Below are 15,203 nucleotides of genomic sequence, written 5' to 3'. Positions count from 1 at the left end.
TAAAAAGATCTGACCAGCGTGCAAAATCGCGTCATACACCTGTCACAAAAGAGGCCATGACGCAGTGCAAAAGCCTTAAGCTTTGGTGAGCCATCAATCAAAAAATCCGCGAATCCAAGCATGGAGGACGCTAAAACGAATGTGCGATACGGTACGTTTGAAGCTGAAATCCAACTAAAGGAAAGAAAAAGATGCTCAGGCGGGATTTTTTGGCGGGCGTTTCATCAACTTCTTTGCTGGCGAGACCTCAAAGGCCGGCGCATTCTGTCAAAGAGGCAATCGCCATTTTGGAGGGGGCAGTTCGCCGCGAGATTTCGGACATCGAGGAAGTCCGCGTTCGCTTCGAAGCACAGGGCCAGATCCCGTTTCTATTCGCGGTCGTCCGCAAAAAGCTGACCTGATCAGCCAGTCCTGAAAAACATTTCCAACAGCTCGACAGCTTTGCGCCGCTCCTCGGCCGTCTTGTCGCGGAAGAACCTCGCCAGCCAGTCGTCGTCGGGGTGGCGGTATAGGCCGCCTTCATCAGCACCAAAAAGCGCCTCAAGCTTCGGCCGCCATTCCTTGCCGGGGTTCGTGCCGCTGAACCACCTCGATACGAGACTCTTATCGGCACCGATCTCGCGAACGATATCCGCCTGGCTGAGCTGACGCTTCTCGGCCCATTCCACGATATAGTGGATGCGCTTGTTCTCTTTCCCGGCATGAATTTCGGTGACGTTGTTCATGTCGCAACTATATTCAATTCGGAATTTTGGGGCGTTAGCGGAAAATGCAAGATGCCCCCTTGTATCGAGTTGCAAGATATGCAACTATCGGACATGGCAAAATCACCGATCACCAAATACCGCGCCAATAACGGCAAAATGTCGCTGGAAGACTTCGGCAAGCTGTTCCGGCCTGCCGTGGACAAATCAACCGTATCCAGATGGGAACGCGGGCAGCTTCCTGTGCGGAGAGTTTTGGAGATCGAGAAGGTGACCGGCATCGACCGGCGGCAGCTCGCCCCGAAGATGTTCAAGGGGCTTGAGGCTGCTGTCGCAGGAACCGGTGACGCGGCATGATCTACTTCATCGAAACCCAAGGGCTGGTGAAGATCGGCTATTCGAACGACCCGCGCCGTCGCTTCCACAATCTGTCGATCGGCTGCCCAACTGTTTGCACGCTGATCGGCGTCACCGAAGGCGGCAAGGCTGAGGAGAGGGCGCTGCATCAGCGCTTCACAGAACTGAAGGTCCGCGGCGAATGGTTCAAATTCACTGCCGAGGTAAATTCCTTCATCCGGGAGAACGCGATCTCGCTCGAAAAGCCTGTTGAAGTTCCCAGCATTAATCACCCGATCACCCGCTATCTCGCCTCGGTCGGCATGAGCGTCTCGGACTTCTGCGTAAAGGTCGGCATTAGCCGTGCGCATCTGTACCGCATCATGGCCGGTCAGAACACCACAACGCGCCAACTGAAATCAATCAGCGCGGCAACGAATTGGGTGATTTCATTGGAAGAATTGCTCCTTCCCGAGACCACCACACCCCACACTACCGAAGGCGGGAGGGCCGCAGCGTGAGCGCGATCGAAGCATCTTTTTTCTCCATCGGCGCATTTGTCGGCATGATCATAGCCGCCTTTGTGGTTTGCGGCTTGTACGACACCAGGGACGCCAACCGTATCAAGCTCGGGTTCATGTCAACCTCGCAGGGCCTCTACAAGCTCACGGAGATCAAGCCATGACCGCGCTCCCCACCGAACCCGACTGGCTCGAATCCTTCAACCATCATTTTCCAAAGCATCCCAAAGACGAACAACCCCGCAAAGCCGTAGAGGCGGGAACCAACAGACAGCAGGTAGCGCGGCCGAGGAGAGGGGAATGAACAGCATGACATGGGAAAATATCAAATCCATGGGCGTTCAGATTGGATTGCTTGCATTCCAATTCTCGCTCTACTGGCTGGAGCCGTCTGACGTTGTCGCATTCTGTGTGGGCGTATCATTCGCTAGCACCGTCCTCTCAGCAGTGGCGTTGTGCAGGAGGGACGCATGACCTTTCTCGGCTCTCTCCTCCTCGCCCTTCTGGTCGGCGGCCTGTTCCTCATAGCCGTCGAGACGTTCGTATCCTGGGCTCGTCAGTACGACCGTGAACCCCAGCTCGATACCCTCGACTTCGACAAGGATGAACGTCAATGACAGCTCTCCTCATCTTCCTCCCGGCCTATCTCCTCGGCTGCTACGCGCTCTACCGCGAGGCTATGAACGCGCCGTTCGCCGACGAGAACGAATACATCATCATTCCAAAGCCATCTGACGACCGTCGCGCTTTCGGGGAGCGGGCAAATGGGTGAGATCCCAGACGACATCATGAAGGCAGCCTGTGTCTGCGTCAGCGAGCTTCCGATCATCCCTGACGGATGGGATGAATTCGAAGTCGCGAAGCTGATCGCCAAAGCCATCCTTGCCGAGCGCCAGCGCATCGCTTCCGATCTTTTCAACCGACCCGGCTTCATGACCAACAACAGCGTGGACGGTAAGCATTGGATCGAAATCAGCTTCAAGACCGGTGAAGAGACATTTGGCCTCTACAACGCGCTTGTCAGGCTGTCTCAGTGGAAAGACCTTCCAAAGCCCCCTGAACAAGATCCCTCAGAAGCCCCTCCCGCTTCATGAGGCAGGACGCAGACGGTTACGCCCCCTCGGCCGTCTGCGTCCTAAGCACACAAGTCGGCTTCCGAAACGAAGCGACCAATCGAACAGCCAGCTCGCCGATAGTAGGCGGAACTTCCCAATCGGGCGAGCTGGCATCTTCAGCGCAAGACGGGCGGCGGCGTGCGCTGAATACTGAAATTACTTGGTTCCCGGCGGCGGGTGCCTGAGCACGACGAGGCGGAAACGCCTGCAAGCATTCTGCCTCGTCGTTCATGAACAAAGTGCCTTGGTTCATCTGAATGCTCCTTCAACAAGAGCAAAGATGCACCAAAGGAGAGACAAGTTGGCGACGAACGGCAACAAGCGCCTGTCGAACAACGACAAGGGCAATCAAGACAGGAAGAAGGGCATGAGTGACGTCTGTTTAGCCCAAAATCTGATGAGGGATGCTTTCCCAGCGCGGCGCTACGGGAAGGTCGAGGCTTCGTTCTTCGAAGCTCATCGCTTCATTAGCCGGCGGGTCAGCAAGGAGTTCACACTCCGGCGGGTCCGTTCCATTTGGGAAGGAACGGCGCGTCGGATCGATAGCGAGGAAATGGACGCCCTAAGGGCGGCTCTAGTCGAGGAGAGCAAACGTGAACAAAGAGAAATTACCGCCCGTCTGGCTACGTTGGATGAAAAAATTGCCGCTTTTGAGGCGGCTGCGCATCGCGAAGCGCTGGCGAGATCGGTCGCGCAAGTGGGCCGATAGGGCTGAATGGATCATGGGTGAGGACGAGCAATGATCGCGGCCCTCTACGTAGAGAAAGACGGATCATATTGGGATTTGCCCAACGTCGACCCGTGGGATGAAGCTCGGGACGCCAGAAAGTATGATGGCCCGTATCCGGTTGTCGCTCATCCGCCCTGCCAGCGCTGGGGAAGATTTTGGCACGGCTCTACCAGGAAGCCTCACCAGTTCCGCCTTGGAGCTGACCACGGATGCTTTGCCGCCGCTTTGACAGCGGTGCGCAATTTCGGAGGTGTGCTGGAGCATCCAAAGGATTCTGTCGCCTGGCCATACTTTGGGTTGACGCGCCCGCCTACTGGCGGCGGCTGGATGCAGGCTGACGGCTTTGGCGGTTGGACCTGCTGTGTAGACCAAGGTTATTACGGTCATTTCGCCAATAAACGCACATGGCTCTATGCGGTTGGCTGCGAATTGCCATCCCTCCTGTGGGGCCGCGGAAAGCAGAAGCTTCACCCGATCGCATTGGAGCGACACGGATACGAAAAAGCGCGCCGCATCGGCATGATGGCCATGGTTGGCGGCAAGGATAAGACGCGCATCCGTAATTCGACGCCGGATGGATTTCGCGACCTGCTCATCTCCATTGCTGCGACAGCCGGCAGGCAAGAACATCTGGAGGCGGCAGAATGACCGATCCCCAGGAGATGCTGCAGTGGCTCGACAGACGCATCGCCAGCGCCATGACCTGGCTGGACGATCACGGGAGCACGTCTCGCAAGCCCCGTCCTGACCACGAGATCGAAACGAAGCTCGACGACGTCGCCAAGCTCGAAGAGATCAAGGGGGCTTATGTCAAGGCCGCGACGGCGAGGGGGTTGATATGACCTGGCCGGAAGTTTTCTAATACGCGGTTGTCGTGGCCTACCTCGCCTTCCTCGTTGCGATCCTATCCCGATGACACCCCCGGAGGCGATCTCTCCTTCGCCTCCCCAACTCCACCCTTTCAGACGCGAGGCGGCGTGATGACGGCATACTACAACGAAATCGATCCATACGCCGCTCAATGGCTGAGAAACCTGATCGCCGCCGGCCATATCGCGCCTGGCGAGGTCGATGAACGCTCAATCGTGGATGTCCATGCAGATGACCTCAAAGGCTATACGCAGTGCCACTTTTTCGCAGGGATTGGCGGGTGGAGCTACGCCGCCCGCATCGCAGGGTGGTCTGATGGTCGAGCAATGTGGACTGGCTCCTGCCCATGTCAGCCGCTTTCGAGCGCTGGACTCAGAAAAGGCCATGCCGACGAACGACACCTCTGGCCCGCTTTTTACCGCCTTATCTCCGAGTGCAGACCTCCAGTGGTCCTTGGAGAGCAAGCTGCGAACAAGGATGGAAGGGAATGGCTCTCCGCTGTACGTGCTGACATGGAAAGTCTGGGACATGCCTTCGGGGCCGCCGATCTGTGCGCTGCGGGCGTCGGCCGTCCGCACATCAGACAGCGCCTTTTCTGGTTGGCCCACGCCGAACGCTGGGGATTACAAGGCCGGAATTTCAGACGCTCCCAACAGACAGCAGTCGAGCTTGCCTCGATCGGTAGCGAAGCGTCTGGGGTTCACGGGTGGAGCGAGGAAGGTGGTGAGCCCGAATTGGCTTTCGTGGCTCATGGGCTTCCCTCCGGAGTGGCAGCGGTGCGCGCCTACGGCAATGCCATCGTCCCGCAAGTCGCGGCCGAAATAATCGGCGCCTACATGGATATCGCCATCCTCGAAGCAGAGAGGGCGTCAGCATGACGAACACAATCCAAATTTCGCCGCTGCGTTACCATCTTCCATACCCGCCGAGCGGATGGGAGTTGTATAACGGCTGGGGCAAAACACGTCATCTGTCATCAACTTACAAGAAGTGGCGCACTGACGCCGGCTATTTCATCAAGCCGCCGGCCGCGCCTATCTCCGTGCCGTTCTCCCTGCATATCGCGCTCAAGCGACAGAACGTCCGCCAGGATATCGACAATCGATCGAAAGCAATTCTCGACTGCCTACAGCACTACGGCGTCATCAAGAACGACAATCTCTGCGAACGCCTGACCATGATCTGGTCTCAGGAGATCCCTGCCGATTGTGTCGTTCTTCTCCAAATCGCAGAAGAAGGGCTTGCAGCATGACGACATTCACAGACTTTTACGTCCAGTTTCCCCGCAAGAAGGCCCGCGGCGATGCCGAGAAGGCATGGGCTCAGGCCTTGAAGAAGGGTTACACGCCCGAAACCATCATGGCCGGCCTGATGCGTAACCTCGCCGATCTTCAGCGCCGTGAACCGCAGTTCATCCCGTATCCGGCGACCTGGCTTCGTTCCGAGGCGTTCTTCGACGAACCTGATCCAATCCGCAGCAACACAGGCAGGAGGACAAGCGCCGATGCCGCAAGAGATTTTAACGCCCGCTTCGCTCATCTCGATGCTTCTTTCGGGCTTCCCCAGCTCAGCAAGCACTGACCCGGACATGCAGATGGGCGCCTATCTCATCGCGATCGAAGGAACGAGCCTGGAGGCGGTCTATCAGGCCGTGAAGGCATACCTGCAGCGGAAGGTGAAGCGCGACAGTCATGAGTTCGCGCCATCGTCGGCAGACTTCGGGGAGCAATGCCGGCAGCAGCAATCGCTTATGGAGTCTGCCGCCCGCCCGCGGATCGCGCCACCACCGCCGAAGGATGAAGGCCCGCGCGTTTCGCCTGAGAAAGTCCGCCTGCTCGCCCGCCACCTTCAAGGCGACAGGACAGCAACAGCGGAACTCAAGCGCCTCTTCCCGGCAAACGAGATCATCGCAATGGCGGATACGCCAGTTCAGCACGAGAGCAAGGACGCAGCAGAATGACCATGCATGTATCAGCGTTGAGAGAGCAGCACGCATCCCACGAACAAGTGAAGGCACGTCTGTTCGGAAAGGTCTCAAAGACCACGCCGGATCCGGCGGCTCCCGATCTCAACATCATCAACATCTCCGCGATAAAGGCGCTCGAAACGCAAGTGGCAAGGCTCACGACCAAGCTTGCGACAGCGACATCGATCAATCGCACCTATGCCGACATAGCGAAACGCCTCAAGGCATCGGAAGCCAAGGTAGAGAAGCTGGAGCTTGATCTGAGCGATGCCAGGGCGCGCATCCTGTCTCAGGCGGCAATGCTGAAGTTGCCGGTCGATGGCGACTTCCCCGAGGCGAGCGACCAGCGGCGGAGCGTCGAGGCGATTGTTCGGGGCATTCTGCGGGATTTCCCAGGCGTCACATGGGAGGACGTCAAAGGCATCCGCAGAACCAGGCATCTGGTGGTCCCTCGCCACGCCTGCATGAAGGCCGTCTACGAAGAGCGCAAGGATCTATCTCTGCCGGCGCTGGGCCGCATCTTCGGCGGCCGCGATCACACGACAATCCTCAACGCCGTTAAGAAGAGCAAGACTGCGCTGGAGGGCTGAAATGGGGGATGTGCATATCACGCCTCGGGAGATGGAAATAATCCAGAGGCTGAGCGACGGCAAGACGGCAAAGGAAATTGGGCAAATCATCGGTTGCGCCAGAGCAACGGTGGAAACTCACAAGCAGCACATCATGAACAAGTTCGGCGCGGCGAATGTAACATCAATGGTCGCGATGGCGTTCAGAGCAGGCATTATCACATAGCGAGGAACACATGGCATCCAAGGCGGCGAAACTGAGACTGAAGCGATCCAAGGGCGGGCGCCCACGGAAAGAGGGTCTCGAGAGATATCCAAGCGGCGATATCAAACGCACCGAAACACAAAAGGAAACCATGAGTGTGGCGATCGAAGCAAGGGGCCGCATCCATGGCCTCGAAACCAAAGACCCCCGCGCCGGCTACCTTCTCGGCCGCATGGAGCTGGACGGCAACATCACCGAGGCGCAGCGCCAGGCCGGCGATGAATATGCGCAGATCATGTCGAGCTACTACGCCTTGACAGGGTACGCCGCCCCATCAGCTCGGGCGCAATCGCTGTTCAGTGTCAAAGGCCACGACGGGGAGGTGACGGAAACGCTCACCAACCGCGCCCGCGCCGCCAGCAATCGCATGATGGAGGTCGAAGGCATCTTGCTTCAGTGCGTCGATGGCCCGCAGGTCAAGCGCACGGTCTATAACGTTTCGGTTATGGATCTGGATCACCTTCGCGGAATGGCGCCGCAACAATTGCTGTGGCTTCGTAGGGGGTTGACGGCTTTGGCAGATCGAAAGCAGTTGCGCGTCGGCGCCAAATCAGTTATCGGTTGGGATATTCAATCATCAGAGATGCGTGCTTCCTCCGGGTGAGGCAACGGCCTTCCAAGCCGCCAAGGCGAGTTCAAGTCTCGCAGCCCGCTCCATTTCACAGATCGCGTAGGCGATAGGGCGCCTGATCAGCGCTATCAATGAGGGACCTTCGGGTGGTTAAGCTCCCAGCCTCGAGAAATAAATGGGAGTGGCACACCGGCTCTGCCTCACTAGAAACCGGATCCAACCCGAGGCAATAGCCTCAACAGAGATCGGAGCCACTGCCAGGAGTAGTGTTGCACGATGTAGGTAGCCACAGACCGAATAGCGGTGGCGTCGTGCTGACGACGGAAAGAGAAACCCAGATCCAAGGCAAAGACCTGAATTTAGGTGCGGCGCGTTCTCATCAGCATTTTCCGAGGCAATAGCCTCAAATGATATCGGGAAGGCCAGCCTAAGTAGGCGAACGACGGCACGATAAAGAGCAGCGCCAAGCTCTGCCTTCCCGACCACCATCATCAAAATAAAAATGGGCCTCAAACGGTGCTTGCAACACCGCGAGGCCCTGACCGCAACGACCTTACAGGAGGCCGGTATGGCTGAAGGAATTATTAAACGCAAAGCGACCTTTTGTGAATGCGGTGATCATTGTTTTGTCAACCTCACAAAATGGGCTGTTACCATGGTATCGCCCCAGGATGCGTCGCTTTTACAGGAGCACAATTGGCATCTAGTAGCAGGCTCCAGTGAAATTCAGTCATACGCTGCTTCTGCAAAACAGGGACGCCTGCATAGGAAAATCATTGGCAGTCGTTCCAGCGAGCTCGTCGACCACGAGAACCACAACGGCTTAGATAACCGCCGCCCAAATCTGCGTGTTGCTACACCGACCACCAATCAATTCAATAAGCGCAAACAGCGCGGGAAATGCTCAAAGTTCAAGGGTGTTCGGCTCCATAGCAGAACAATCGCGGGAGAGCCGTATTGGCGTGCCGCGATTGGGATAAACGGCAAAGAGACGATACTTGGACACTTCAGAGACGAAGTGTCCGCGGCCAAGATGTACGATGAGGCTGCAACCAGATTGTTTGGCGAGTTTGCTGCCACCAATTTATCATTGGGACTATTAGTGTAGCCCACAGCCCGCCCGGTTCTCCGAGGCGGGTTTTCCATTCAGGAGAGCGAGATGACTGAAGATCAGGTCAAGCATATGGTAAATCGCTTCCTCGCTTGGAAACTGCCAGCAGACTTCAACCCTGATGGCGGCATCACGCTCGATAAGGCCTATCTGAACAGCCTGCCAGCAAGCTATCCCGGCCCGTCTGGCACAAACCTTTTCAGCGCTTCGCAAGCTGAAGAGATGGTGCGGTACATGCTCGAAGGCAATCGACCGAGCCCATGACCTTCCTCACCCGCTACAGACGCGGCCTAATATGGCTCGCTGTCGTCATCCTTGCTTTCGCTGCGGCTTATGTGCTGTCGGGGTGCGCGACGTATCAGCCTCCTGGTGAGGATTTGTGGAAGGCGCTGTGATGTTGATTTGTGGTTGGCATTGTGGGAATTTCTTCTGATGCAGATCACGATCAAGCACGAAGAGTTTCAGCCAAGCCCAATCCTGACCCTTATCAAGGCGTTGCAGGCGAAGGATGCTGCACTGTTCCATAAGCTTAGGCAGCTGCATCCTTCGGCATTCTGGTTCGAATGGAAGAAAGTCTATCCAGAGGACTTTCCGCATGGCGGCCAATCGCCAGCCGACCCGAGTTCTATCGTTCCAAAGGCATAACTACAACCTGCTAGGTTGTGGCACTGGGCTATAAATGGTCCGGTGCGCGGGTCTGATACCAATCGGAGATTGAAATGATGAACATTTTGCTCCTCATCATCCTCATTTTACTCCTCGGCGGCGCATTTCACTTCTCCCCCACATGGGGACCATACCCTGCATCCGGCCTGGGGCTGGTGCTGGTCATCGTTCTAATCCTCCTGCTTCTCGGCAAACTCTGAAGGAGCCTTGATATGGCTGCGATAGATCTCTCCAACAGATCGAACAACGTCGTTGACCCCGGTTCTAACGCAGCCGTCGTCACGCCGAATGACAGCACGGATCTCGGCTTCACCTCCAGAGCCCTTTTCGTCGGGGGCGCCGGCAACATCGCAGTCACCATGGCGGGTGGGCAGTCGCTCACGTTCACTGGCGTTGTCGCTGGTGCAGTTCTGCCGATCCGCGTGTCTCGCATTCTCGTCACCGGCACGACGGCAACCAACATTGTTGCGGTGTGGTGACAAGTGGCTGGTGTCTCTACCTACACAGAGGAAATGGCCGACGCCATCTGTGAGCGCATAGCTGATGGGGAAAGCCTCAAAGGGATTTGCGAAGATCCCGAGATGCCTTCAAAGGCGACTGTATTCAAATGGCTGAGCGAAAGAGATTCATTCTCTGACAAATACGCGCGCGCTCGGGAAGAGCAGGCAGACGCGATCTTCGATGAAATCCTCTTGATCGCCGACGATGGCCGGAACGATTGGATGGAGCGCCGCGGCGAAGAAGACGCTGGTTGGACAACGAACGGTGAGAACATCCAACGCTCAAAGCTCAGGATCGACGCAAGGAAGTGGATGGCCGGCAAACTGCGCCCGAAGAAGTATGGCGAGAAGCTGGAGATTGACCAGACGACCAAGCATGAGCTTGGGGATTCAGTCAGCGCACTCATGAGCGAGATCAATGGGCGCACCCGCTCTAAGTAAGGAGATGGTCGACCAGTGGGCCGATCGTCGCTGGCGCCTGAACAACCTCTACTACATCCAGGACAAGCGCGGCAATGTCGTGCTGTTCCAACTGAACGATGCACAATCGAAGCTGCTCGATGAGCTTCACTTCCTGAACATCATCCTGAAAGCGCGCCAGATGGGGTTTTCGACCTTCATCCTGATCCTGGCGCTGGACTGCTGCATCTTCAATGACCATTTCGCCGCCGGTCTCGTGGCCGACACGATCGACAACGCCAAGGGCCTGCTGAAGCGCATCAAGTTCGCCTATGAGCGCATGCCGTCCCCAATCAAGGCTGTCGTGCCGATCAAGACTGACAACGCCTATGAGATCGAATTCCTGAACGGCTCCGGCGTCGAAGTAGGCGTGTCGCTTCGATCTGGAACGAAGAACCTCGTTCACATCTCGGAATATGGAAAGATCTGTGCCAAGCACCCGGACAAGGCGAAGGAAATCAAATCCGGTACGCTGAATACCATCGCCTCTCAGCAGCTCGTATTCATCGAAAGCACTGCAGAAGGGCGATCTGGCGACTTCTACGATAAGACCAATCAGTCGCGAGCCATAGCAGACTCTGGCAGGGAGTTGGGGGAACTGGATTACCGGTTCCACTTCTTCCCATGGTGGCAGGACCAATCGTATCGGGTGGCGAGCCCGCATCTGATCACCGAAGAGGACGCGAAGTATTTCGCCTCGCTGGCATCTGAGCATGGCATCATCATCGACGATCAGCAGAAGTGGTGGTACGCGGCCAAGAAGGTCGAGCAGGGCGACGACATGTGGAAGGAATATCCATCCACGCCCGACGAAGCCTTCAAGGCCGCCAAGGAAGGCGCCTACTTCGGCAAGGATATCCGCAATCTGCGCCAGTTGGGCAAGATCGGCGTTTTCCCGTTCGTGCCAGGCATCGCGGTCAATACCTTCTGGGATTTCGGCCTCGGAGACACGCAGACGATCTGGCTGCATCAGCTCATTGCCGGCGAACATCGCTTCGTAGGCTATTTCGAAGACAGCGGCATGGGCCTCGGCCATTACTTCGGCTGGCTCGACAAGTGGGCAGCCCAACGCAACGCACGCTGGGGCGTCCACTATGCCCCTCACGACGTTGACCACAGGCGGCAGACGGCAACATCAGGCAAGGCCGAGACGATCAAGACCATGTCGGCGTCCCTCGGCTATCTCTTCACCACGGTTGAGCGCAACCCGGACAAGATCAACTCCATTCAGGGCGTTCGCCAGAAGCTTCCGGCCTGCTGCTTCGATGAGGCGGCATGTTCGGCCGGCATCGTGCATCTCGAAAGCTACAGCCGTGATTGGGACGAGAAGCTTGGCGTCTGGCGCAATCATCCGAGGCACGACGAGCATTCGCATGGGGCTGATGGGTTCATGACGTTCAGCGATGGCTTCAAGCCACCCGCCAACACTGGCGACTGGAATTTCAAGGCTCGGAAGGTCGTATAAATGGCAGAAATGACCAACGAGCGCCTTGTCAATCTGGTAGGCCAGATGATCAAGGATTGCGAGAACTACCGCGACCAGCTTGCCGTCGACCGCATCAAGGCCATGGAATACTACGATGGCGAGATGAAGGATGTTCCGGTCGAGGACAACCGCTCTCGCGTCGTCTCGAAAGATGTGCAATCCGCCATCAAGAAGGTTCTGCCCTCGGTCACGCGCATTCTGCTCGGCAATGACAAGGTCGTCGAGTACGAGCCGGTCGGAGAGGGCGACGAAGAGAAGGCAGAGCAGGCCAGCGACTACATCAACTATGTCGTATTCCCGGAAAGCGATGGATACGACGCGGTGCAGGACGCGATCCACGACGCTCTGAAGCTCCGCAACGGCATTATCCGCTGGTGGTATGACAAGCGCATTCAGGTGCAGGTGTCCAGCCATTCCGGCCTCGATGAGGCGGCAATGGTACAGCTCGTCAAGGACGACGATGTCGAGGTGCTGGAGCAGGGCAGCGAGGAAAAGCAGGTCGATGGGCCTGATGGGCCAACGCTTGAGACGTTTTACGACCTCAAGATCCGCCGCCGCGCGGAACTCTGCCGTACGCGCCTTGCCGCCGTACCCCTTGAGGAATTCTTGATCCACCCGGATGCCCTCGACATCGAGGAAAGCCCGATCACCGGGATCAACCAGCGCCTTCGCCGGTCGGATCTCGTCGCCATGGGGTACGATCGCAAGAAGATCGACGCCATGCCGGTCTCAGGCAGCGATGACGACAAGGAAGTCGAGGAATTCACCCGTCGCCGCGATGTCCTCGACGAGGATGACTCGACGCAGCGTGCCCTGCAGGAGATCGAATATTACGAACTCTACGTGCGTGTCGACTTCGATGACGATGGCATTGCAGAGCTGCGCAGGCTGGTCTTTGCTGGTGGCTACAAGGCCAAGAACCTGCTTGAGAACGAAGAATGGGATGAAGTTCCATTCGCCGATATCATCGCAGAGCGTCGGCCGCATCAACGCGAAGGCAATTCCGTCACCGACGACATGAAGGAAATCCAGAAGATCAAGACCGTCCTGCTTCGGCAGACGCTTGATAACCTGTACTGGCAGAACATGCCGCAGCCGATCGTCCAGGAAGGCACGATTTCCAATCCCGAGGCGGTGCTGAACCCGAAATTCGGCCTTCCCATCCGTGTCACGCAGGGAACGGACGTAAGGCAGGCGCTTGGTTTCAACTCCGTGCCGTTCGTCGCCAAGGACTCCTTCGCGATGCTGGAATACATGGATGCTGAAGCATCCGACCGGACTGGCATCAATGATGCATCCGGTGGATTGCCGCCAGACGCGCTACAGAACATGACGGCGACGGCAAGCGCCATGATCGAGCAGGCCGGCATTGGCCAGACAGAGCTTATGGTCAGGACGATCGCCCGCGGGCTGAAGCGGGTCTTCCAGGGCCTTCTGCGGCTGACTGTGAAGCACCAGGACAAGCCGCGCACCGTTCGCCTCCGCGACAAATGGGTCACCTTCGACCCGCGCGAATGGAACGCGGAGATGGACGCCACGGTCAACACCGGCCTCGGTGCCGGCACACGCGAGCGCGACATGATGATGATGCAGCTCATCATTCAGACGCAGGAAAAGCTGCTTGCCGGCCTTGGCCCTGACAATCCGTTCGTCAAGCCAGACAACGTCTACAACGCGGTGGCCAAGCTGACGGAGTCGGCCGGTGCCCGCTCTCCGGAGCTTTATTTCACCAAGCCAGACCCGGCAGAAATCCAGCAGAAACTAGCTGCCCAGGCCAACCAGCCAAATCCGGATGTGATCAAGGTACAGGCGCAGGCCGAAGCGCAGAAGCAGAAGGCCGCGCTCGATGCCCAAATCAAGCAGGAGCAGAACCAGACTGACGCTCAGCTTGAGATGGAGCGCCTGAACCGCGAATTCGCGCTCAAGCAGGAGCAGTTGAACCGCGAGCTTGAACTGAAGCGCCAGCAGCTCATCGCCGAATTGAACCTCAAGCGGCAGCAGAGCGAGGCCCAGATCGTGATGAACGCTCAGGTGACTAATGCCCGCACGTCGCAAGTCGAAGTCGGAGGCGAACCAGGATGACGCCGGCAGAGAAAACCGCTCAGGCCCGTTCGCTGCTCGACACGCCGCTCTTCCACGCCTTGTGGGATGAGATGGAAGCGGCGGCGATCAATGCCTGCATCTACGCAGATCCGAAAGACGATGAAAAGCGCGGCGCCTACGCGGCCGAAGCACGCGCGATCCGGAATTTCCGCAGTAAGCTCAACGCTCTTGTGAGTGAAGCCAATACTCAGCGGAATGGAGCCCCAGCATAGGGCGGGGCTTTCTCACCCTGAAAAGGTAAACTACCATGACTATAGGCGAAAGTGCCAACCTGCCATCTGATGGCGGGAGCAAAACCGCTGAACTCTCAACCGATATCAACAACCCTGAAAACCTGAACTTCCTGGATTCTGACGACGAAGATCAGAACAACCAGCAGCCAGGCAACACCGGGATTGAAGGTGAGCCGGATGAGGCCTCGGAAGATGGCCAAGAGACCGACGATACCGCAGACGCGGCCCAAACCACCGAGGAAGACGGCGATGCGCCGGAAGCCGCGGATGGTGAAGAGCCCGTCGTCGTTACCCTGAAAGGCGGCGAGCAGGTTCCTCTTGAGGAGCTGAAGAACGGGTATATGCGGGATCGCGACTACCGCCACAAAACGCAGGAGGTTGCCAACCGCGGCAAGTCTCTTGACGAAATGACAGCCCGCGTCAACCGCACGGTTGACGCCTTTGCATCCCATCTCGCCGGCATGTTGCCGGAAGAACCGCAGCCTGCGTTGGCCATCCAGAACCCGAACGAGTACACCCGCCAGAAGGCGATTTACGACTCGGCCCTGGCCCAGGTCAACAAGATCATCCAACTCGCGAACGAACCGAAGGATGTGGCGAACAAGCTTACCGGGGAACAGCAGTCGGCGCAGCTCGCGACCGAAAACGCCAAGTTGCTCGAAGCATTCCCACAGACGGCCAAGCCCGAAGGACGCAAGAAGTTCTTCGACGAGGCTTTCCAGACGGCTCGCGACCTCGGCTATTCAGACGAGGAACTGCGCGATGTGATCGATCACAGGCATTTCAAGCTTGCTCACTACGCCCGTCTCGGACTGGAGGCTGAAAAGGCCAAGAGCAAGGCCCTGACCAAAGTGGCAAACGCTCCTCCTGCCGTCGCGAACGGCAAATCGAAGGGGCCGGCGGCACAGCAGGCCAGGGCAAATCAGGATGCGATGAAGAAGCTGTCGAGGACCGGGTCGATCAAGGACGCAATGTCGATCGACTTCGATTAACCATCT

At 57.5% G+C, this 15,203-nt stretch carries 28 protein-coding genes and 1 tRNA gene; 28 read left to right on the top strand and 1 reads right to left on the bottom strand.

Going from position 1 to position 15,203, the window contains the following annotated elements:
* Window positions 1–191 precede the first annotated feature (191 nt).
* A complete protein-coding gene (locus tag HJB83_RS03080) occupies window positions 192–401 on the top strand; it encodes a hypothetical protein (protein WP_221159398.1) in 210 nt (69 codons plus the stop codon).
* Here the strand turns inward: HJB83_RS03080 and HJB83_RS03075 are convergent, their stop codons facing one another.
* Complete coding sequence (locus HJB83_RS03075) at window positions 402–725, bottom strand: helix-turn-helix transcriptional regulator (protein ID WP_221159397.1); 324 nt, start codon at window positions 723–725, stop codon at window positions 402–404.
* A 51-nt stretch (window positions 726–776) separates the two neighbouring features.
* Here HJB83_RS03075 and HJB83_RS03070 point away from each other — a divergent pair, with 51 nt between their 5' ends.
* The 27 genes from HJB83_RS03070 (at window position 777) to HJB83_RS02940 (ending at window position 15,197) form a co-directional block, all read left to right on the top strand.
* Complete coding sequence (locus HJB83_RS03070; RefSeq protein ID WP_259671252.1) at window positions 777–1,061, top strand: helix-turn-helix transcriptional regulator; 285 nt, start codon at window positions 777–779, stop codon at window positions 1,059–1,061.
* Window positions 1,058–1,561 (top strand): GIY-YIG nuclease family protein, encoded by a 504-nt coding sequence (locus HJB83_RS03065; protein WP_221159396.1) that lies wholly within the window; start codon window positions 1,058–1,060, stop codon window positions 1,559–1,561. Before HJB83_RS03070 ends, HJB83_RS03065 begins: the two co-directional genes overlap by 4 nt.
* Window positions 1,558–1,725: a hypothetical protein gene (locus HJB83_RS03060; RefSeq protein WP_221159395.1), complete on the top strand. Its 168-nt coding sequence runs from the start codon at window positions 1,558–1,560 to the stop codon at window positions 1,723–1,725. The genes HJB83_RS03065 and HJB83_RS03060 overlap by 4 nt, the downstream gene beginning before the upstream one ends.
* A 306-nt stretch (window positions 1,726–2,031) precedes the next feature.
* Window positions 2,032–2,178 (top strand): hypothetical protein, encoded by a 147-nt coding sequence (locus HJB83_RS03055; protein ID WP_221159394.1) that lies wholly within the window; start codon window positions 2,032–2,034, stop codon window positions 2,176–2,178.
* A complete protein-coding gene (locus HJB83_RS03050) occupies window positions 2,175–2,333 on the top strand; it encodes a hypothetical protein (RefSeq protein WP_221159393.1) in 159 nt (52 codons plus the stop codon). The genes HJB83_RS03055 and HJB83_RS03050 overlap by 4 nt, the downstream gene beginning before the upstream one ends.
* A complete protein-coding gene (locus HJB83_RS03045; RefSeq protein ID WP_221159392.1) occupies window positions 2,326–2,655 on the top strand; it encodes a hypothetical protein in 330 nt (109 codons plus the stop codon). The genes HJB83_RS03050 and HJB83_RS03045 overlap by 8 nt, the downstream gene beginning before the upstream one ends.
* Window positions 2,656–2,977: 322 nt before the next feature.
* On the top strand, window positions 2,978–3,385 hold the full coding sequence (locus tag HJB83_RS03040; protein ID WP_259671251.1) for a hypothetical protein: 408 nt from the start codon (window positions 2,978–2,980) through the stop codon (window positions 3,383–3,385).
* A 30-nt stretch (window positions 3,386–3,415) separates the two neighbouring features.
* Complete coding sequence (locus tag HJB83_RS03035; protein WP_221159391.1) at window positions 3,416–4,054, top strand: hypothetical protein; 639 nt, start codon at window positions 3,416–3,418, stop codon at window positions 4,052–4,054.
* Window positions 4,051–4,248, top strand: a complete 198-nt coding sequence (locus HJB83_RS03030) for a hypothetical protein (RefSeq protein WP_221159390.1) — start codon at window positions 4,051–4,053, stop codon at window positions 4,246–4,248. The genes HJB83_RS03035 and HJB83_RS03030 overlap by 4 nt, the downstream gene beginning before the upstream one ends.
* 138 nt (window positions 4,249–4,386) lie before the next feature.
* Window positions 4,387–5,154, top strand: coding sequence for a DNA cytosine methyltransferase (locus tag HJB83_RS03025; RefSeq protein WP_221159389.1), 768 nt, complete (start codon window positions 4,387–4,389; stop codon window positions 5,152–5,154).
* A complete protein-coding gene (locus HJB83_RS03020) occupies window positions 5,151–5,528 on the top strand; it encodes a RusA family crossover junction endodeoxyribonuclease (RefSeq protein WP_221159388.1) in 378 nt (125 codons plus the stop codon). The genes HJB83_RS03025 and HJB83_RS03020 overlap by 4 nt, the downstream gene beginning before the upstream one ends.
* On the top strand, window positions 5,525–5,857 hold the full coding sequence (locus HJB83_RS03015) for a hypothetical protein (RefSeq protein WP_221159387.1): 333 nt from the start codon (window positions 5,525–5,527) through the stop codon (window positions 5,855–5,857). The genes HJB83_RS03020 and HJB83_RS03015 overlap by 4 nt, the downstream gene beginning before the upstream one ends.
* A complete protein-coding gene (locus tag HJB83_RS03010; protein ID WP_259671250.1) occupies window positions 5,781–6,236 on the top strand; it encodes a hypothetical protein in 456 nt (151 codons plus the stop codon). The genes HJB83_RS03015 and HJB83_RS03010 overlap by 77 nt, the downstream gene beginning before the upstream one ends.
* Window positions 6,233–6,832: a helix-turn-helix domain-containing protein gene (locus tag HJB83_RS03005; protein WP_259671249.1), complete on the top strand. Its 600-nt coding sequence runs from the start codon at window positions 6,233–6,235 to the stop codon at window positions 6,830–6,832. The genes HJB83_RS03010 and HJB83_RS03005 overlap by 4 nt, the downstream gene beginning before the upstream one ends.
* A 1-nt stretch (window position 6,833) precedes the next feature.
* Complete coding sequence (locus HJB83_RS03000; RefSeq protein WP_221159386.1) at window positions 6,834–7,037, top strand: response regulator transcription factor; 204 nt, start codon at window positions 6,834–6,836, stop codon at window positions 7,035–7,037.
* Window positions 7,038–7,047: 10 nt separating this feature from the next.
* Window positions 7,048–7,680, top strand: a complete 633-nt coding sequence (locus HJB83_RS02995) for a hypothetical protein (protein WP_221159385.1) — start codon at window positions 7,048–7,050, stop codon at window positions 7,678–7,680.
* Window positions 7,662–7,733, top strand: a tRNA-Gly gene (locus tag HJB83_RS02990). Before HJB83_RS02995 ends, HJB83_RS02990 begins: the two co-directional genes overlap by 19 nt.
* 482 nt (window positions 7,734–8,215) lie before the next feature.
* Complete coding sequence (locus HJB83_RS02985) at window positions 8,216–8,755, top strand: hypothetical protein (RefSeq protein ID WP_221159384.1); 540 nt, start codon at window positions 8,216–8,218, stop codon at window positions 8,753–8,755.
* A 51-nt stretch (window positions 8,756–8,806) separates the two neighbouring features.
* Entirely contained in the window at window positions 8,807–9,022 is a 216-nt protein-coding gene (locus HJB83_RS02980; RefSeq protein WP_221159383.1) for a hypothetical protein, read from the top strand.
* A 168-nt stretch (window positions 9,023–9,190) separates the two neighbouring features.
* Window positions 9,191–9,403, top strand: a complete 213-nt coding sequence (locus HJB83_RS02975) for a hypothetical protein (protein ID WP_221159382.1) — start codon at window positions 9,191–9,193, stop codon at window positions 9,401–9,403.
* A gap of 74 nt (window positions 9,404–9,477) precedes the next feature.
* A complete protein-coding gene (locus tag HJB83_RS02970) occupies window positions 9,478–9,624 on the top strand; it encodes a DUF3309 family protein (protein ID WP_221159381.1) in 147 nt (48 codons plus the stop codon).
* A 12-nt stretch (window positions 9,625–9,636) separates the two neighbouring features.
* Window positions 9,637–9,903: a hypothetical protein gene (locus HJB83_RS02965; RefSeq protein ID WP_221159380.1), complete on the top strand. Its 267-nt coding sequence runs from the start codon at window positions 9,637–9,639 to the stop codon at window positions 9,901–9,903.
* Between the two features lie 33 nt (window positions 9,904–9,936).
* Window positions 9,937–10,365 carry a terminase small subunit protein gene (locus tag HJB83_RS02960; protein WP_259671248.1) on the top strand — a complete coding sequence of 143 codons (429 nt, stop codon included), beginning with the start codon at window positions 9,937–9,939 and terminating at the stop codon, window positions 10,363–10,365.
* Entirely contained in the window at window positions 10,343–11,848 is a 1,506-nt protein-coding gene (locus tag HJB83_RS02955; RefSeq protein ID WP_221159378.1) for a terminase, read from the top strand. Before HJB83_RS02960 ends, HJB83_RS02955 begins: the two co-directional genes overlap by 23 nt.
* A complete protein-coding gene (locus HJB83_RS02950; protein ID WP_221159377.1) occupies window positions 11,849–13,951 on the top strand; it encodes a phage portal protein in 2,103 nt (700 codons plus the stop codon). It begins immediately after the preceding gene.
* A complete protein-coding gene (locus HJB83_RS02945) occupies window positions 13,948–14,184 on the top strand; it encodes a hypothetical protein (RefSeq protein WP_221159376.1) in 237 nt (78 codons plus the stop codon). The genes HJB83_RS02950 and HJB83_RS02945 overlap by 4 nt, the downstream gene beginning before the upstream one ends.
* A gap of 35 nt (window positions 14,185–14,219) precedes the next feature.
* Window positions 14,220–15,197, top strand: a complete 978-nt coding sequence (locus HJB83_RS02940; RefSeq protein ID WP_221159375.1) for a hypothetical protein — start codon at window positions 14,220–14,222, stop codon at window positions 15,195–15,197.
* Window positions 15,198–15,203 lie beyond the last annotated feature (6 nt).

The sequence above is a fragment of the Rhizobium sp. NZLR11 genome, from assembly GCF_019685115.1.
Classification (GTDB): Bacteria; Pseudomonadota; Alphaproteobacteria; order Rhizobiales; family Rhizobiaceae; genus Rhizobium.
This window is presented reverse-complemented; position numbering and strand designations above follow the sequence as displayed.

Excerpts from the sequence above, each read along its gene's own strand:
- HJB83_RS03045 (WP_221159392.1), top strand. The coding sequence starts at position 2,326 with ATGGGTGAGATCCCAGACGACATCATGAAGGCAGCCTGTGTCTGCGTC.
- HJB83_RS02955 (WP_221159378.1), top strand. The coding sequence starts at position 10,343 with ATGGGCGCACCCGCTCTAAGTAAGGAGATGGTCGACCAGTGGGCCGAT.
- HJB83_RS03075 (WP_221159397.1), bottom strand. The coding sequence starts at position 725 with ATGAACAACGTCACCGAAATTCATGCCGGGAAAGAGAACAAGCGCATC.
- HJB83_RS02965 (WP_221159380.1), top strand. The coding sequence starts at position 9,637 with ATGGCTGCGATAGATCTCTCCAACAGATCGAACAACGTCGTTGACCCC.
- HJB83_RS03080 (WP_221159398.1), top strand. The coding sequence starts at position 192 with ATGCTCAGGCGGGATTTTTTGGCGGGCGTTTCATCAACTTCTTTGCTG.
- HJB83_RS02970 (WP_221159381.1), top strand. The coding sequence starts at position 9,478 with ATGATGAACATTTTGCTCCTCATCATCCTCATTTTACTCCTCGGCGGC.
- HJB83_RS03035 (WP_221159391.1), top strand. The coding sequence starts at position 3,416 with ATGATCGCGGCCCTCTACGTAGAGAAAGACGGATCATATTGGGATTTG.
- HJB83_RS03030 (WP_221159390.1), top strand. The coding sequence starts at position 4,051 with ATGACCGATCCCCAGGAGATGCTGCAGTGGCTCGACAGACGCATCGCC.
- HJB83_RS03065 (WP_221159396.1), top strand. The coding sequence starts at position 1,058 with ATGATCTACTTCATCGAAACCCAAGGGCTGGTGAAGATCGGCTATTCG.
- HJB83_RS02975 (WP_221159382.1), top strand. The coding sequence starts at position 9,191 with ATGCAGATCACGATCAAGCACGAAGAGTTTCAGCCAAGCCCAATCCTG.
- HJB83_RS03000 (WP_221159386.1), top strand. The coding sequence starts at position 6,834 with ATGGGGGATGTGCATATCACGCCTCGGGAGATGGAAATAATCCAGAGG.
- HJB83_RS03050 (WP_221159393.1), top strand. The coding sequence starts at position 2,175 with ATGACAGCTCTCCTCATCTTCCTCCCGGCCTATCTCCTCGGCTGCTAC.
- HJB83_RS02980 (WP_221159383.1), top strand. The coding sequence starts at position 8,807 with ATGACTGAAGATCAGGTCAAGCATATGGTAAATCGCTTCCTCGCTTGG.
- HJB83_RS03005 (WP_259671249.1), top strand. The coding sequence starts at position 6,233 with ATGACCATGCATGTATCAGCGTTGAGAGAGCAGCACGCATCCCACGAA.
- HJB83_RS03015 (WP_221159387.1), top strand. The coding sequence starts at position 5,525 with ATGACGACATTCACAGACTTTTACGTCCAGTTTCCCCGCAAGAAGGCC.
- HJB83_RS03025 (WP_221159389.1), top strand. The coding sequence starts at position 4,387 with ATGACGGCATACTACAACGAAATCGATCCATACGCCGCTCAATGGCTG.
- HJB83_RS02995 (WP_221159385.1), top strand. The coding sequence starts at position 7,048 with ATGGCATCCAAGGCGGCGAAACTGAGACTGAAGCGATCCAAGGGCGGG.
- HJB83_RS02950 (WP_221159377.1), top strand. The coding sequence starts at position 11,849 with ATGGCAGAAATGACCAACGAGCGCCTTGTCAATCTGGTAGGCCAGATG.
- HJB83_RS02940 (WP_221159375.1), top strand. The coding sequence starts at position 14,220 with ATGACTATAGGCGAAAGTGCCAACCTGCCATCTGATGGCGGGAGCAAA.
- HJB83_RS03055 (WP_221159394.1), top strand. The coding sequence starts at position 2,032 with ATGACCTTTCTCGGCTCTCTCCTCCTCGCCCTTCTGGTCGGCGGCCTG.
- HJB83_RS03020 (WP_221159388.1), top strand. The coding sequence starts at position 5,151 with ATGACGAACACAATCCAAATTTCGCCGCTGCGTTACCATCTTCCATAC.
- HJB83_RS03070 (WP_259671252.1), top strand. The coding sequence starts at position 777 with ATGCCCCCTTGTATCGAGTTGCAAGATATGCAACTATCGGACATGGCA.
- HJB83_RS02985 (WP_221159384.1), top strand. The coding sequence starts at position 8,216 with ATGGCTGAAGGAATTATTAAACGCAAAGCGACCTTTTGTGAATGCGGT.
- HJB83_RS03010 (WP_259671250.1), top strand. The coding sequence starts at position 5,781 with ATGCCGCAAGAGATTTTAACGCCCGCTTCGCTCATCTCGATGCTTCTT.
- HJB83_RS02960 (WP_259671248.1), top strand. The coding sequence starts at position 9,937 with ATGGCCGACGCCATCTGTGAGCGCATAGCTGATGGGGAAAGCCTCAAA.
- HJB83_RS02945 (WP_221159376.1), top strand. The coding sequence starts at position 13,948 with ATGACGCCGGCAGAGAAAACCGCTCAGGCCCGTTCGCTGCTCGACACG.